The sequence below is a fragment of the Paraburkholderia edwinii genome, assembly GCF_019428685.1.
Classification (GTDB): Bacteria; Pseudomonadota; Gammaproteobacteria; order Burkholderiales; family Burkholderiaceae; genus Paraburkholderia; species Paraburkholderia edwinii.
This window is the reverse complement of the sequence record NZ_CP080095.1, coordinates 4,747,760-4,763,192: the sequence shown is the minus strand read 5'-3', so window position 1 is coordinate 4,763,192 and position 15,433 is coordinate 4,747,760. Positions and strand designations below refer to the sequence as shown.

Annotated in this window: 15 protein-coding genes, 1 tRNA gene and 1 pseudogene; 2 read left to right on the top strand and 15 right to left on the bottom strand. The window is 62.6% G+C overall.

Features of this window, described 5'->3' with window-relative positions:
- Positions 1–11: 11 nt before the first annotated feature.
- The 4 genes from KZJ38_RS21135 to KZJ38_RS21120 all read right to left on the bottom strand — a co-directional run bounded on the left by KZJ38_RS21135 (position 12) and on the right by KZJ38_RS21120 (position 3,626).
- Positions 12–88 (bottom strand) — tRNA-Gln (locus tag KZJ38_RS21135).
- Positions 89–140: 52 nt separating this feature from the next.
- Positions 141–1,034: a 4-(cytidine 5'-diphospho)-2-C-methyl-D-erythritol kinase gene (ispE, locus tag KZJ38_RS21130; protein ID WP_219798086.1), complete on the bottom strand. Its 894-nt coding sequence runs from the start codon at positions 1,032–1,034 to the stop codon at positions 141–143.
- A gap of 55 nt (positions 1,035–1,089) precedes the next feature.
- A complete protein-coding gene (gene lolB / locus KZJ38_RS21125; RefSeq protein ID WP_425518373.1) occupies positions 1,090–1,731 on the bottom strand; it encodes a lipoprotein insertase outer membrane protein LolB in 642 nt (213 codons plus the stop codon).
- Positions 1,732–1,763: 32 nt separating this feature from the next.
- Complete coding sequence (locus tag KZJ38_RS21120; RefSeq protein WP_219798084.1) at positions 1,764–3,626, bottom strand: tetratricopeptide repeat protein; 1,863 nt, start codon at positions 3,624–3,626, stop codon at positions 1,764–1,766.
- 87 nt (positions 3,627–3,713) lie between these two features.
- On the opposite strand from KZJ38_RS21120, the gene mutM reads away from it, so the two are divergent.
- Positions 3,714–4,544, top strand: coding sequence for a bifunctional DNA-formamidopyrimidine glycosylase/DNA-(apurinic or apyrimidinic site) lyase (mutM, locus tag KZJ38_RS21115; protein ID WP_219798083.1), 831 nt, complete (start codon positions 3,714–3,716; stop codon positions 4,542–4,544).
- Positions 4,545–4,576: 32 nt separating this feature from the next.
- Positions 4,577–5,665 carry an A/G-specific adenine glycosylase gene (mutY, locus tag KZJ38_RS21110; protein ID WP_219798082.1) on the top strand — a complete coding sequence of 363 codons (1,089 nt, stop codon included), beginning with the start codon at positions 4,577–4,579 and terminating at the stop codon, positions 5,663–5,665.
- Between the two features lie 31 nt (positions 5,666–5,696).
- Here mutY and KZJ38_RS21105 read toward each other — a convergent pair whose 3' ends face one another.
- The 11 genes and pseudogenes from KZJ38_RS21105 to kdsD all read right to left on the bottom strand — a co-directional run bounded on the left by KZJ38_RS21105 (position 5,697) and on the right by kdsD (position 15,309).
- Positions 5,697–6,332, bottom strand: coding sequence for an LON peptidase substrate-binding domain-containing protein (locus tag KZJ38_RS21105; protein WP_219798081.1), 636 nt, complete (start codon positions 6,330–6,332; stop codon positions 5,697–5,699).
- Positions 6,333–6,371: 39 nt separating this feature from the next.
- On the bottom strand, positions 6,372–7,265 hold the full coding sequence (gene rapZ / locus KZJ38_RS21100) for an RNase adapter RapZ (protein WP_219798080.1): 894 nt from the start codon (positions 7,263–7,265) through the stop codon (positions 6,372–6,374).
- 86 nt (positions 7,266–7,351) lie between these two features.
- Positions 7,352–8,320, bottom strand: a complete 969-nt coding sequence (gene hprK, locus KZJ38_RS21095; protein WP_075155712.1) for an HPr(Ser) kinase/phosphatase — start codon at positions 8,318–8,320, stop codon at positions 7,352–7,354.
- 222 nt (positions 8,321–8,542) lie between these two features.
- The gene (locus tag KZJ38_RS21090; protein WP_219798079.1) at positions 8,543–9,058 is read right to left on the bottom strand and encodes a PTS sugar transporter subunit IIA; all 516 of its coding nucleotides are present in this window, start codon (positions 9,056–9,058) and stop codon (positions 8,543–8,545) included.
- A gap of 274 nt (positions 9,059–9,332) precedes the next feature.
- Positions 9,333–9,692, bottom strand: coding sequence for a ribosome hibernation-promoting factor, HPF/YfiA family (gene hpf, locus KZJ38_RS21085; protein ID WP_075155714.1), 360 nt, complete (start codon positions 9,690–9,692; stop codon positions 9,333–9,335).
- 170 nt (positions 9,693–9,862) lie between these two features.
- The gene (locus KZJ38_RS21080) at positions 9,863–11,380 is read right to left on the bottom strand and encodes an RNA polymerase factor sigma-54 (protein WP_219798078.1); all 1,518 of its coding nucleotides are present in this window, start codon (positions 11,378–11,380) and stop codon (positions 9,863–9,865) included.
- 241 nt (positions 11,381–11,621) lie between these two features.
- Entirely contained in the window at positions 11,622–12,404 is a 783-nt protein-coding gene (gene lptB / locus KZJ38_RS21075; RefSeq protein ID WP_219798077.1) for an LPS export ABC transporter ATP-binding protein, read from the bottom strand.
- A gap of 95 nt (positions 12,405–12,499) precedes the next feature.
- Positions 12,500–13,156 (bottom strand): annotated as a pseudogene (lptA, locus tag KZJ38_RS21070) (lipopolysaccharide transport periplasmic protein LptA); the annotation flags it as partial.
- Between the two features lie 30 nt (positions 13,157–13,186).
- The gene (gene lptC, locus KZJ38_RS21065; protein ID WP_219798075.1) at positions 13,187–13,774 is read right to left on the bottom strand and encodes an LPS export ABC transporter periplasmic protein LptC; all 588 of its coding nucleotides are present in this window, start codon (positions 13,772–13,774) and stop codon (positions 13,187–13,189) included.
- A 15-nt stretch (positions 13,775–13,789) separates the two neighbouring features.
- Positions 13,790–14,326, bottom strand: a complete 537-nt coding sequence (locus tag KZJ38_RS21060; protein ID WP_219798074.1) for a KdsC family phosphatase — start codon at positions 14,324–14,326, stop codon at positions 13,790–13,792.
- Positions 14,326–15,309, bottom strand: a complete 984-nt coding sequence (gene kdsD, locus KZJ38_RS21055) for an arabinose 5-phosphate isomerase KdsD (RefSeq protein ID WP_219798073.1) — start codon at positions 15,307–15,309, stop codon at positions 14,326–14,328. Before kdsD ends, KZJ38_RS21060 begins: the two co-directional genes overlap by 1 nt.
- Between the last annotated feature and the right edge of the window lie 124 nt (positions 15,310–15,433).

Below are 15,433 nucleotides of genomic sequence, written 5' to 3'. Positions count from 1 at the left end.
GCGAGAATTTTTGGCAGGGGAGGAAGGACTCGAACCCTCGCATGCCGGAATCAAAATCCGGTGCCTTAACCAACTTGGCGACTCCCCTACACTAACTTTGAGCGCCGCCGGATGCGTAGGAACACCCGACGTTGCGAAATTCATGACGCGAAGCCAAAGAGTGGATGCGTATCCAGGCTTGCCGTTACTGCGCTGTTCCAACCGGCTGGCAATGCGGCTTGTGCCGCTTGTGCTTCACCGATGCTGCGGAATGCTGCAAAAACGCTTGCACCCGACCCGGTCATCCGCGCCGGCGCGATGTTGTTCGATACGCTTTCGAACCACCGCAACACCTGCGCTACCTCCGCGTATTTTCCCACGACAACTTGCTGCATGTCATTCCGGCCGAAACTGTCTGGCCATTCTGCGCTGCGGCTTTGCTGTGCAAGAAAGTCCGTAATTGTGATGGGTTCGGAATCCCTTGTCAACGATTTTTCAGAGAATATCGCCGCGGTCGGGACGTGCACTTCCGGCTTCACCACGAGGAAATAACGCGGCGGCAATTGTACCGTCTGAAGCGCCTCGCCGACACCCTCGGCGAATGCATTTTTGCCGAACACGAAGAACGGCACATCGGCGCCGAGACGCAGCGCGAGCGCTTGCAGTTCGGCGCGTGGAAGATCGAGGTTCCAGAGCCGGTTCAGCGCGAGCAACGTGGTCGCGGCATCGGAGCTTCCGCCGCCGAGCCCCGCGCCCATCGGCAGATGCTTGTCGATCTCGATGTCTACGCCGTGAGCGGTGCCCGAATGTTCCTGCAGCAGCTTCGCGGCGCGCACGGTCAGGTCGCTTTCCGCGGGGACGTCCGGCACATCGGTCAGGCGCTCGATGCGGCCGTCGGCACGCCGCGTGAAGTGCAGACGATCACCCCAGTCGATCAGCTGGAAGACTGTCTGAAGCAGGTGGTAACCGTCCGGCCGGCGGCCGGTAATGTGCAGGAAAAGATTGAGCTTCGCCGGAGCGAGGCAATCGCGCAGCGAATCGTTCGTGTCGGTCATGAGTCCGGAGTGTGGCGCGTGCTGTTCGGGTAACGCGTGATTCTATTGCGTAATCTTATTGGTCCAGCACGAGCTTGATGTTAAGCGGCGGTTGCTCGCGGCTCAGATTCACGCGCTTGACGCCGGTGGCGGGCTTATCCGCGTATGACAGATAGTCGATCGTCCAGCCGTCCTGTTCGATCTGCTTCGGCCGCGATGGATCTTCGGGATCGGGAACCGTTCTCCCATGCGAGGTCGGTGCAACCGATGGCTGCAGCCAGTAGCGCATCCCTTCGACCGGCAAGGCGAAGCCGAGCGCATTCTGCATCAGCGTCGATACGTTGTCGGCGGTCAGCGGCTGACGGTTCGGCAGTTCGAGCGTGGCCGAAGACGGCGATGACGTGACAATCGCCATGGTCTGCCCGAGCGGATTGCGCAATTGCACGGTGACGGTATCGCCGGTCTCGCGCCAGTCGAAGTTGCCATACGCGTTCTGCTGATGGCCGTACCCGTCCTCGTATTGCACGGCGAAGCGCCCGCGATACTCATGCACGGTCTGCGCGGTGAGGGCGGTCGCCGCGTTGGACGTGGACGGGCCTTGCGGCTTCACGCTCGCGCAACCGGCGAGCGCGAGAACCGCGGCGGTAGCGAAAGCCGGAAGGACGAACGCCGCGCGATGCGACGCCCGTTCGGGATTAAGTTGACGGAAAAGCCGGATGAACAGTGCGTGAAAAGGCGCGAAAAAATGCATCAGAGGTCGTTCACCTGAAAGCGTTTGAGCGTCTTGACGAGCGTGTCGTTGTCGGGCTCAAGCTTGCGTGCTTCGCGCCACGCGGCCTTCGCCTGTTCCTGATCGCCGCTCTTCCACAGCACTTCGCCGAGGTGCGCGCCGATTTCCGCGTTCGGTTGCAGATCGTAAGCCCTGCGCAGAATCTTGATCGCGTCCGACGTGTCGCCGAGGCGATACTTGACCCAGCCGACGCTATCCATGATGAACGCATCGTTCGGCGCAAGCGCCGACGCTTTCTCGACAAGTTTGTCCGCTTCCTGAAGACGCTGGTTGCGATCCGCGAGCGAATAACCGAGCGCGTTGTAAGCCTGCGCGTTGTCGGGCTGCGTGCGCATCAGCTTGCGCAGCTGCGCTTCCATCACCTCGTAGTGGCCAGTCTTTTCGGCGGCCATTGCGTAGTCGTACGTGAGATCGGGGTCGTCAGGGAAGTCGGCCGTTGCCTGTTGCAGCCGCGCTTCGGCTTCCTGGTAGCGCTTCGCGTCGAACAGGATTGCCGCGTCCGTGCGTGCGATCAGCGCCTGGTCGCGCGGGTCCATCGCGTGGATATTCGCGAGCAGCTTGCGCGCTTCGTCCGGCTTGCCCTGCTTCTCGAGCAGTTGCGCGCGTGTGATCTGCGCGGGGATGTACTGCTGGCTCGTCGGCGGAATCTTGTCGAGATAACCGGCCGCGGCGGCCTCGTCCTTCTGCTCGAGCGCGAGCTGTGCGAGGTAGATGTAAGCCTGTCCCGAATCCGCGCCCTGCGTTTTGTCGGCCTGCTGCGCGTATTGCGTGAGGTACGTCTTCGCCTCGGAGTAGTTCTTCTGCTGGATCTTGATCAGCGCGAGCGCCATGAGCGGCGTGAGGTCGTTCGCGTTGTCCTTGTGCATGAACTCGAACTGCTTTTGCGCATCGTCGAGCCGGTCGCTTGCAAGGTACATCTGCGCGAGCGCGAGACGCGCATCGTGCGATTTCGGATTCTGCTGCACGTATTTTTCGAGCGACGCGATTCCCTCGGCGCGCTCCTCGGGGCCCATCTGCGCGAGGGTGAGTGCGGCGGGCAGATAGTCCGGCTTCAGCGCGAGCGCCTGTTCGAGCGACTTGCGCGCGCCCGGGAGATCGTCGGAGATAAGCTGCTGGCGCGCCATGGCCAATTGCGCTTCGGGCCGGTTCATGTCGTTCTTCAGCAGATCCTGCAGCACGTGCAGGCCGCCGACGCGGTTCGGGCCGCGCGAAATCAGCAACTGCAGCGAGAGGATGCCGGCGCCGCGATTTTCCGGCTTGATCTTCGCGAGCTCGTTGGCGAGCAGCGGCTCGGCTTCATCGGGCTTGCCCGACAGCACGAGCAGCGACGCGTCGAGCTGGGCCGCGCGCTCGGAGCCCGGCGCGTACTGCTGCCACAACTGGGCGGCCGCAAGTGCATCGGTCGGGCTTTGCGCGGCGAGTGCGATCTCGGTGGCGCGCTGTGCCATGCGCGGGTCGTGCGTGTCGCGCGCGAGTGCGAGGTAGGTCTGGTAAGCAGGGGCCGGCTGGTTCCGCTGCAACGCGACTTCCGCTGCGAGCACCTGGAACACGATCTGACTCGACAGCGGGACATCCGGAAGATTTTTTTGCTCATCGGCGTCCGGTCCGAACGCATCCTGCACCGAAACCGAATTGTCATCTGTATCGGGAGACGGGTCCTGCGCATGCGCGGGCAACGCGGCGAGCGTCCATGCGGCCAGCGCCGCGGCGGCCATCAGCCGGCGCGCGAAGACACCGCGCGGCACCGGTTTCGCGTCGCCGTAGGGCTCGCGGCCGGCCTCGGCCGGACGCTTCAGAAAGAGCTTTACGAAGGACAGGTTCATGGAAATCCGTTCAATGTTTCGGTCGATTGTAACGCGCTCGCTACAATACGCGCATAACCAACGACGCAAGTTGTAGACCTGTTAGACATGCCAGAGCTTCCAGAAGTCGAAGTCACCCGCCGCGGGATCGAGCCTTATGTAGCCGGGCGCCGCGTCGAACGCGTGGAGGTGCGCACGCCGGCGCTGCGCTGGCCGATTCCGGCCGATCTGCCGCGCATGCTGCGCGGCCGGCTCGTGAAGAATGTCGAGCGGCGCGGCAAGTATCTGCTGTTCGAAGTAGACGAGGGCTGGTTCATCGTTCACCTCGGCATGACGGGCACGCTGCGCGTGCTGCGCAACGTGCCGCATCCGCCGGCGGCCGCGAAGCACGATCATGTCGACTGGGTTTTCGACGACTTTATCCTGCGCTTTCGCGACCCGCGCCGTTTCGGCGCCGTGCTCTGGCATCCGCGTTCGGATGGCGACGTGCTCGAGCATCCGCTGCTCGCCGGCCTCGGCATCGAGCCGTTCGCGCCTGCCTTCACGGGCGCGCTCATGCATCGCAAGACACGCGGGCGGACCGTCTCGGTGAAGCAGGCGCTGCTGGCCGGCGAGATCGTCGTCGGCGTGGGCAACATTTACGCTTCTGAAAGCCTCTTTCGCGCGGGCATCCGGCCGACGACGCCCGCCGGGCGCGTGTCGCTCGTGCGTTACGAACTGCTTGCGGATGCAGTGCGCGTGACGCTTGCCGCCGCGATCGAAAAAGGCGGCAGCACGTTGCGCGACTTTGTCGGCAGCGACGGTGAGAGCGGCTACTTCCAACTCGATTATTTCGTCTATGATCGCGCGGGGCTGCCGTGCCGGGTTTGCGAAACGCCGATCAGACAGATCGTGCAGGGGCAGCGTTCCACTTACTATTGTCCGACCTGTCAGCGCTGAATGGTTCAGTGACCGAATGACCTGATGACCCCATGTCCGTAGCGTCCACGATACCCGTTTTGACCGATTTCTCTGTGCGCTTGATCGCATGGCAGCGTGAACACGGCCGCCATGACCTGCCATGGCAGAACACACGCGACGCATATCGCATCTGGCTGTCCGAGATCATGCTGCAGCAGACCCAGGTGTCGACGGTGATCCCGTACTACGCGAAGTTTCTTGCGCGCTTTCCCGATGTCGCGTCGCTTGCCGCGGCGCCGACGGACGACGTCATGGCGCTATGGGCCGGGCTCGGTTACTACTCGCGTGCGCGCAATCTGCATCGTTGCGCGCAGGTGGTCGTCGAGCAGCACGGCGGTGCGTTTCCCGATTCGGTCGATGCGCTTGCCGAATTGCCGGGCATCGGCCGCTCGACCGCGGCGGCGATCGCGTCGTTTGCATTCGGCGCGCGCGCGACGATTCTCGACGGCAACGTCAAGCGTGTGCTCGCGCGCGTGTTCGGCGTGGAAGGCTTTCCCGGCGAAAAGCGCGTTGAAAACGCGATGTGGCTGCTGGCGGAATCGCTGCTGCCTTCCGATGCGACGAACGACGAAGTCAGCGCCTATACGCAAGGCCTGATGGACCTCGGCGCGACGCTGTGCGTGCGCGGCAAACCCGACTGCGCGCGCTGCCCGTTCGCGGCGGACTGCGTGGCGCGCGTCACGGGCCGGCAGCGCGAACTGCCGGCCGCGCGTCCGAAGAAGGCCGTGCCGACGCGGCGCACATGGATGCTCGTGTTGCGCGATGGCGATGCGGTGATGCTCGAAAAGCGTCCGCCTTCCGGCATCTGGGGCGGCCTGTGGAGTCTGCCGGAAGCCGCCGACGAAGCCGCGCTCGCGGCGCGTGCGCGTTCGTTCGGCGCGAGCGCGACGGTGTCGCCGCTTGCGTCGCTCACGCATACGTTTACGCATTTCCGGCTCGATATCGAGCCGCGCGTGGTCGAGTTGAATCGTGTGGCGGGTGCGCAAGTGGCGCTCGCTGATGGCGAAACGGCGTGGGTTTCGCTTGCGGATATCGATGCGTATGGCGTGCCCGCGCCGGTGCGCAAGCTGCTCGACGGATTGCAGGGCTCGCTGCTATAGCGCTGTGCCAGCGCGTTCCGGTGAGACAGCGCTATAGCAACTGATGCTGCTGCATATAGTGATGCACGATATCGATGCGCTCCCCCGCATCGAGCAGCTCCATCAGCTTTTGCCGCGCGCGCAGCGCGATAGGCAGGACTTCCGACAATCGGTTCGACACCCACGACGGATCGTCGAAGCGGAACGGTTCGACAAACGGCAGACTGTCCGGATCGCGCTCGCGAATGGTCGCGATAATCCGCTCGAGCACTTCCGCACAGGCGCCGAACTTTTCGACATGCGTCGCCCCTTCAAGCGGAACATCGTCGCCGAGCGGATCGGCCATGCCGACCAGCAAGCCGCTCTGTTCGACGCGATACGACAGCAGCCTGAAGCGCTCCGTGCCGCGCGCGCGAATCAGCAGCATGCCGAATTCATCGACGTCGCATTGATCGATCTCCGCGAGACACCCGACCAGTTCGGGCACCGACGGCTCGTCCGGCTTCGCGACCTCGCCGCCGCTTTTCAGCAGACACACGCCGAACGGCGACTTGTCGCGCAGACACCCACGCACCATGTCGAGATAGCGCGCTTCGAAAATCTTGAGGGGCAACAGCCCACCGGGAAACAGCACCGTGTGCAACGGGAAGAGCGGCACATCGGCATACACGGACGAGGTAGAGGACATGGCGCAACGCTTCGGTTAAGGCCGCGCACGCGCGGCCGGCTAAGCCACCAGCTTCGACGATTGGTCGACGTCGATTGGTGCGTCCCGATGTCGCACGATGACGTTTGCGTGACCTTTGAGACGCGCAGCAAGCGTCTCCGCGATAAACACCGAGCGGTGCTGGCCGCCCGTGCAACCGATGGCGACGGTCAGATAGCTGCGGTTATCGTCGCGAAAGTGCGGCAGCCATTTGACGAGAAACGCCTCGATGTCGTCGATCATGTGATGCACGACCGGCAACGCGTCGAGAAAATCGATGACGGGTTGATCGAGGCCGGTCAGCGGCCGCAAGAGATGATCGTAATACGGGTTCGGCAGCGTGCGTACATCGAAAACGAAATCGGCATCGAGCGGCACGCCGCGCTTGAAGCCGAACGATTCGAACATCAGCGCGAGGCCGCTGTGTTCCTGTTCGATGAAACGTTTGACCCACGCGCGCAGCGTATTCGCGCGCAGATTGCTGGTGTCGATCTGATGCCCGAATTCGGCGAGACCCGCGACCAGTTCGCGTTCGCGCTCGATCGCTTCGGCAAGCGAAGTGAGCAGGCCGACGTCGGCGTCGTGCGAAGTCGATCCGGAAAGCGGGTGGCGGCGGCGCGTTTCCGAAAAACGCTGGATCAGCGACTGTGTGCTCGCATTGAGAAACAGCACGCGCACGTCATGCTCGCGCGACAGGTCGCGGATCATATCGGGCATTTCGTCGAGCGACGAACTCGAGCGGGCGTCGATCGCGACAGCCAGGCGGTCGTAGCCGTCGGCGGTAAGGTAGGTGGCGAGTTCGGGCAGGAAACGCGGGGGCAGGTTGTCGACGCAGTAATAGCCTGCGTCTTCGAGCGCGTTCAACGCAACAGACTTGCCGGAGCCGGAGATGCCGGTGATCAGGACGATGCGCATGGGGTCGTGTGGTCGGTTCGTTTCATCATAGCATCAGGTCTTTCCGCCCGCCCCCGCAACCCACCGCCTGTTACTTCAAGTGAGCATCAGATGAGCTTGCCCGGGAACTGGCTGTCGGGATCCTGCATCGCCAGACGCTGGCGGTCCATGAAATCGCGCAGCGTATCGATGCCGCGCAGTTGCAGGATCGTATTGCGCACCGCGGCCTCGACGAGCACCGCGAGGTTGCGGCCGGCCGCCACCTGAATGGTTACCTTGCTGATCGGCAGGCCGAGCACGTCGACCGTCTGGCTTTCGAGCGGCAGTCGCTGGAATTCCCCGTCCGGGCGGCGCACGAGCTGAACGATCAGCTTGAGCTTCATCTTGCGGCGCACCGCGGTCTCGCCGAAGATCGTCTTGATGTCGAGGAGGCCGAGACCGCGCACTTCGAGCAGGTTCTGCAAGAGCGGCGGGCAGCGCCCTTCGACGAAGTCGGGGCCGAGGCGGACGAAATCGACCGCGTCGTCGGCAACCAGGCCGTGGCCGCGGCTGATCAGCTCAAGGCCGAGCTCGCTCTTGCCGAGGCCCGAGTCGCCAGTGAGCAGCACGCCCATGCCGAGAATATCGAGGAACACGCCGTGCAGCGTCGCGCGCGGCGCGAGGATGCGCGACATGTAGAGCCGCAGGCTGTCGATCACGGCCGCCGGCGACATCGGTGTGGTGAACAGCGGTGTGGAAGAGCGCGTGCAGCGCAGCACCAGTTCCGGCGGCGCGGCCACGCCGCCCGCGACCACGAGAAATGGCGGCTCGAGGGCGATCAGCTCGGCCATATGGCGCGAGCGGTCTTCGTCGGACTGGCGTTGGTAGTAGTTCGTCTCGGCCTCGCCGAGCACCTGAATCCGGTTCGGGTGGATCAGGTTCAAGTGACCGACGAGGTCCGCACTGGACGTTGCGGTAGCAACCGTTTCCGCCGAGAAGCCGCGTTCCCAGCCTTCATGCCCGGTCAGCCAGCTCAGTTTCAGCGTGGCGGCGTTGTCGTCGAAAATGCTTTGGGCGTTGATGCTGGACGTATCCATGTGTCCATGACTCCGGTGTGCACCGCTAGCGCGCGAGGCGCAGCGACGCGTGCGCCGTGGGTTCGGCCGGCGCAGGCCTTCACGTTTTCGGGGCGGCGGTTGCTGTTGCGTTATGGCCGGCGGCTTTGCCGGCCGGCTGCCACGCTCACGCGCCGCGAGTCCGTTGCCAGACCCCTGGTCGCGCATTTTGCCGCTTTACAGGTGTCTGTCAACGATATCCTGTCAAGGTTGCCACTGAGTAAGCAGCCTGTGCAACGATTCGCGATTTTCTTCCGTGTGCAGGCGCTCGCGCGTCTCGCGATCGGACAGCAGTTGAGCGATCTCAGACAGAATTTCGAGGTGCTGCTGGGTGGCCTGTTCCGGGACCAGCAGGAAGATCAGAAGCGACACAGGCTGGCCGTCGGGCGACTCGAACGGAATCGGGTCCGCGAGGCGCACGAACGCGGCGAGCGGCTGCTTCAGGCCTTTGATCCGGCCATGCGGGATCGCGACGCCTTCGCCAAGCCCGGTCGAGCCGAGGCGCTCGCGTGCGAAAAGATTGTCGGTGACGGTACTGCGGGCAATGCCGTTCTGGTTTTCGAAGATCAGGCCCGCTTGCTCGAATACGCGCTTCTTGCTGGTAACGGAAAGGCCGACGACGACGTTCTCGAGCGGAAGATATTTGGCTAAACGATTCATGTTGGCAGGCGCGTTGATCGCCTGGGTTCTCCTCGCTGTGGCGTTTGAATAGCGTTCCATGCTCGGCAGATGCTACGGCGATACGCAGTGGAGTCCCATAGTTTGAGTCTTCGGTCGACTCTGCAAGGTGGAACTCGGGCTGGTTGACCCCGAAAGTAACCAAAACATTATAGAACAGCGCTGCTTAAGATGGTGCGCCGCGCCATGGCCCGCTGTTTCGTATCCGAAGCACACGCGCCGTTCATCCCGTCGAAAAATGCAGGCTTACGCGCGCAGCTTTCGCTAAACGAAAAAACCGCCCTAAATAGGGCGGTTTCGCGCGGGTACCCGACTGCTATTGCGGCGGCACCTCCGCCTGGGACGGCACCGGTTGATACTTGATCGCTTCGTGCTGATGGCCTTGCAGACGATCCTTGTGACGAATGACTTGCCTGTCCAGCTTGTCGATCATCAGGTCGATCGCTGCGTAAAGGTCGCTGTCGCAGCTTTCGACAAAAATATCCTTGCCCTTCAGATGCAGGTTGATTTCAACCTTTTGTCTCTTTTCCTTTTCCTTGTGATTGTCGACCGAGAGGACCACACTGCCGTCGATCACCTGATCGAAATGTCTTAGCACTCTATCCAGTTTGGTGATCACGTATTCTCGCAACGCTGGTGTGACTTCGAGATGGTGTCCACTGATCTTCAGATTCATAGTGCTTCTCCAAGCGAATGGCCGCCAGGATCCGCGTGAATGACGTCAGCACCGGTCGATCTGCGGGCCTGCCTGTGCCGTCCCCGTAACAGCGTAGCAGCTCGTATCGGCCAGCCTGCTCCGCCAACAAGCGGTGCGGCCGGAAAATGCCCGCCGCAGGAGGCAGCGAGCTACAGAGACTTGCGCAGATTGACTGCCGGGATCTTCAATGCTTCGCGGTATTTCGCTACGGTACGCCGTGCGACTACGAAACCTTGCTCGGCCAGCAGTTCGGCAATGCGGCTGTCTGAAAGAGGAGATTTGGTGTCTTCTGCTCCTATCAGTTGCTTGATGAGTGCGCGAATGGCCGTGGAAGAGGCCGCGCCCCCAGTGTCGGTCGATACGTGAGATCCGAAGAAGTACTTAAATTCAAGCGTCCCGAACGGGGTGAGCATGTACTTCCCGGTTGTCACACGCGAGACTGTCGACTCGTGTAGACCCAGCGTATCAGCAATTTCCCGCAAAACCAAGGGGCGCATGGCAATTTCACCATGGGCAAAAAAATTCTTTTGACGCTCGACAATAGCCTGCGCGACACGCAGTATCGTTTCGAATCTTTGCTGGATATTTTTGATGAGCCAGCGCGCTTCCTGTAGTTGTTGACGCAGCGATCCACTGCCCGGATCACCACGGTTGTTGCGCAGAATATTCGCGTACAGATGGTTGATGCGCAGCTTCGGTACCACTTCCGGATTGAGTTCGGCCAGCCAACCCTGTGCCGTTTTGCGCACCATGATGTCGGGCACGACATAGTCTGCTTCGGCCTTGCCATACGCGGCGCCGGGGAACGGTTCGAGCGAGCGGATCAGCATATGCGCGTCGCGTAGGTCGTCGTCGTTCGCTTTCAGGTGCTTGCGCAGGCGCGTGAAATCGCGCGCGGCAAGCAGCTCCAGATGGTGAGCCACGATTTCGAGCGCGAGCGTGCGGGTGGGCGACGGCTCGAGCCGGCACAGCTGCAGCTTCAGGCATTCCGATGCCGAGCGCGCGCCGACACCGGCTGGATCGAAGCTTTGCAAGAGAGCAAGCGCAGCATTCAGTTCGTCGAGATCGACTTCGAGTTCGTCGGGCAGATCGATGAGCACCTCGTCGAGCGTCGCGGTCAGGTAACCGTCGTCGTCGAGCGATTCGATCAGGAACGTGATGAGCGCGCGATCGCGCGGGCTGGCTCCCGTGACACGCAATTGCGCGGTCAGATGATCGCGCAGCATGGTCGCGGATTCGTGGATTTGCAACGGCGGCAAGTCGTCGTCGTCGGACGCGTTGCCGGAACGACCGTAATCGTCCAGATTCCATTGATTTGCATCGGCATTGCTGTCCGACGCGAGGCCATTGTATTCGTCGACGCCTTGCGGCTCGCTGTTCTCCGAGGTTTCGCCAGACGTGGAAGTGCTGCTGGACGACGGCGCGCTCGCCATCGGCTCGGGTGCACTGGGGCTCGGCGCCTGCGCGATCACCGAGCCGTCGGCCGCGACGCGCAATGGACTCGCGATCCAGTCGTCCTCGGTTTCGAGCAGCGGATTCTGCGAGATCGCCATCGACACCTCCTGCTGCAACTCAAGCGTAGACAGCTGCAGCAGCCGGATGGACTGCTGCAGTTGGGGTGTCAGCGCAAGATGCTGTGACAGGCGAAGTTGGAGGCTAGCTTTCATGGCGATGTGAGAATCATTTTAGAGAGTTTGCCACGACCGCGAAACCTCGCAACACCGCATAAATGCGGGTTATGGAGATTTTTCGCTGCGGATGGAACACGGCAAGGCGCAATGGACCGAAACCATTGAGCCTATGTCGTCAAAATTACTGAAACCGCGGCCGTTCGGCGGGCGGACGGTGCAACCTCGCACGTCCGCACAATCATTCGCAGGTAGCTCCTGCTGCTACGGCGCGGTAGCGTTACATGCGGAAGTGCTCGCCCAGATAGACGCGCCGCACGCTCTCGTTTTCAATGATGTCGCCTGGCGCGCCGGCGGCGAGCACGCTGCCGTCGCTGATGATGTACGCGTGATCGCAAATGCCGAGCGTTTCGCGCACGTTATGGTCCGTGATCAGCACGCCGATATTGCGTTGCTTCAGGAACTTCACGATCTTCTGGATTTCGAGGACCGCGATCGGGTCCACGCCCGCGAACGGTTCGTCGAGCAGAATGAAACTCGGATTGGTCGCCAGCGCACGCGCGATTTCGACACGCCGCCGCTCGCCGCCCGACAGCGACAGCGCGGGGTTCCCGCGCAGGTGAGCAATCTGCAATTCGTCGAGCAACGCTTCGGTGCGTTGCGCGATCGCGTCTTTCGATAGCCGCTTGCCGTCTTCGCCGTATTGCAACTCGAGCACCGCGCGAATGTTCTGTTCGACGGAGAGTTTGCGGAACACGGACGCTTCCTGGGGCAGATACGAAAGCCCGAGCGAGGCGCGCTTGTGAATCGGCAGCAGACTGATCGAGTTGCCGTCCAGATCGATTTCACCCGCATCGAGCGGCACGAGGCCGACGATCATATAGAACGACGTGGTCTTGCCGGCGCCGTTCGGACCGAGCAGCCCGACCACTTCGCCGCTCTTCACGTCGAGCGAGACGTCTTTCACGACCGTGCGCGAGCCGTAGCGTTTCTTCAGGTTGCGCACGACGAGCGAACTGCTGGTGCCTGCCGGCTTGCGATTCGGGAGGGCAGGGGTGCTCACGGTTTCGTCGTTCCTTGTCCTTGACTTTCGGTGGTTGACGGAGCGGTCGACCGGTCAGGCGTCGAAGACGCGCCCGGCGTCGGGTTCGCGTTCTGGCCTTGGAAGCGGGTGGTGGGCTGCAACGTAGTGGTGGACGGGCCCGTAGCCGGTTGTGCGCCGCCGTTGCGCGGCGCGAGCATCGCACGGACACGCCCGCCCGGGTTGCCTGGCCCGGCGACATCGGGTCCCGCCTTCGCCGTATAGAAGTCGTTCTGGCCGTCGTAAGTGATAACGCTGCCGTGCACTTCGTCCATCACCGTCGACAAACCTTGCAGGCGGCGCACGGTTGCGCGCGTGGTGAGCGTGGTGAGATCCTGCTTGCCGTCGTAGTCGATGCGCTCGGCATCCCCGTCGATATATTCGTCGACGCCATCGCGCTTCTGCCGGAAGTACGCGTGGTTCTTGCCGGTCGACGTGCCCGTCGCGTACTGGTAGCCCTGCGGATCCTGCGTCACTTCGACGCGATCGGCCTTGATGACGATCGTGCCTTTCGTTGCAACCACGTGGCCGGTGAAGATGTTGACCTGTTTCAGGTCGTCGTACGTCATATTGTCCGCTTCGATATTGAGCGGCTTGTCCTTATCGGCGCGTTCCGCATGCGCGAGCGGCGCGAAGGCCGCGAGCGGCAGCGCGACGAGCAGGGCAGCCAGCACGGAGCACAGCGGTGCGCCTGGCTGGCATCTGATCTTGAAACGGGGGAACGATTCGCTCATGCAGTCACGTCTGGAAATGAAACGCCCGGGTCACTTGGTGTCCGATGCGGCGATCGCGCCGCGCACGTTGCCGAACAGCTTCATGACCCGGGTCACGTTGTTGTAATTCATGCCGTCCTGGGCCGTCATGACCGAAAGGCCGCGACGAAGTTTAACCGGCTTTTCCGTTTCGATGACATCGTCGTTCACCAGCACCCGAAAATGCTGCGAATCCGCTTGCATCTCCGGATCGCCGTCGCCGGCGGCGCGGATGATGTGCGCGTGGTCGTACAGATTGACGATCGACGCATCGCTGTTGACGGTGCCCCAGTCGCCGGTCGCTGTGACAATCGGCTTGCCGGGCTGAAACGCGCGGATGGCGGGTTTCGTCAGGTCGCTGTCTTCGGTGTCTTCGTAATGAATCAGCTTTTGCGCGGTGAGGCGATATTGCGTCGTGCCGGACTGATCGAGCTCCGACACGGAGAAGCTATCGGCGAAGTAATCGGGCGTATGCGACTTCGGACGGACCACGTCCTCGTTTTCGCGCGGCTTGGTCGCCTGCAAAAGCCAGTACGTGACGCCCGCGAGCAGCGCCATCGCGACGACCGGAAGCAGCGAAGTCCAGCGAAACTTGTTCATCCGCGCGTGGTCCGGTTAAAGTCCGCACGCGTCGCGCAGCAGATCGTCGTAGCGATTCTGCGCGCGCAGCAGCGTATCGCACACTTCGCGCACCGCGCCGTGGCCGCCGCGCGCTTCGCTGACCCAATGCGCGCGCGCGATGACTTCCGGATGCGAGTTCGCCGGCGCCGCGGCGAAGCCGACCTTCAGCATCACGGCGAGGTCAGGCCAGTCGTCGCCCATGTAACCGCAATCCTCGGCCTTCATGCCGGTCGCCTTCAGCAGATCGGCGAACGCGACGCGCTTGTCCTCCACGCCCTGATAGATATGCGTGATCTTCAGATTCTTCGCGCGCTCGACGACGATGCCCGACTGGCGCCCCGTGATGATCGCCGTCTCGATGCCTGCCTCGCGCAACAGCTTCGCGCCGTGGCCGTCCATCGAATTGAACGACTTCATATAGTCGCCTTCCGCGGTGAACATCAGGCCGCCGTCGGTGAGGACGCCGTCGACGTCGAAAATCATCAGCTTGACGCGGCTGGCGCGTTCAGTAGCGGTAAGGGTGGCAGCCATCAGATCACCTTCTTCGAAAACAGGTCGTGCATGTTGAGTGCGCCGACGAGCCGCCCGGCTTCATCGACGACGAGTAATTGATTGATGCGGTGGCGCTCCATCAGTTCCACCGCTTCGACCGCGAGACGGTCCGGGCCGATCGTGCGCGGATGCGGCGTCATTACCGAACCGATCGGCAGATTGCGAAAATCGCCGTCGCGTTCGAGCACGCGGCGCAGATCGCCATCGGTGAAAATGCCCATGACACGCGCTTCGTCGTCGACAATCGCGGTCATGCCCATGCGCTTCGCCGTGAGCTGGAACAGCGCGTCGCGCACGGTTTCGTCGGGCTTGACGCTCGGCAACTGATCGCCGGTGCGCATCACGTCGTGCACGTAGGTCAGGAGGCGCCGTCCGAGCGCGCCGCCCGGATGCGAGCGCGCGAAGTCGTCGGGACCGAAGCCGCGCTCTTCGAGCACGGCGACCGCGAGCGCGTCGCCAAGCGCGAGCGCGGCGGTGGTGCTGGCCGTCGGCGCAAGATTCATCGGACAGGCTTCTTTTGATACGCCCGAATTCAGATGCACGTCCGCGATCTTTGCGAGGCTCGAATCGGGACGGCCCGTCATCGCGATCAGCTTCGAACCGAGGCGTTTGATCAGCGGCAGGATGGCGAGCAGCTCTTCGGATTCCCCGGAATTCGACATCGCAATGAATACGTCGTCGGCCGTGATCATGCCGAGGTCGCCGTGGCTCGCTTCGGCGGGATGCACGAAGAACGCCGGCGTGCCGGTGCTTGCAAAGGTCGCTGCAAGTTTGCGTGCGATATGGCCTGATTTGCCGATGCCGGAAACCACCACGCGGCCGCGGCAGCTGAGAATGAAGTCGATCGCTTCGACGAAGCCGTCGTCGAGCTGATCACGAAGCGCGCGCACGGCGTCCGCTTCGATGTCGAGCACGTCGCGAGCCAGTGCTAACGCCCGGTCGCCATTGATTTTCGCTATCATTCGCGGAGTATAACAAAGGCGTATGTTCGCCGCGCCGGACGGAAGTCGTCCGGATGTCGCCTTCACGGGCCTCTGAACCTTGCTGCGCGGTGCTTTGCGCGCAGCGTTCTCTGACGAACCAGGA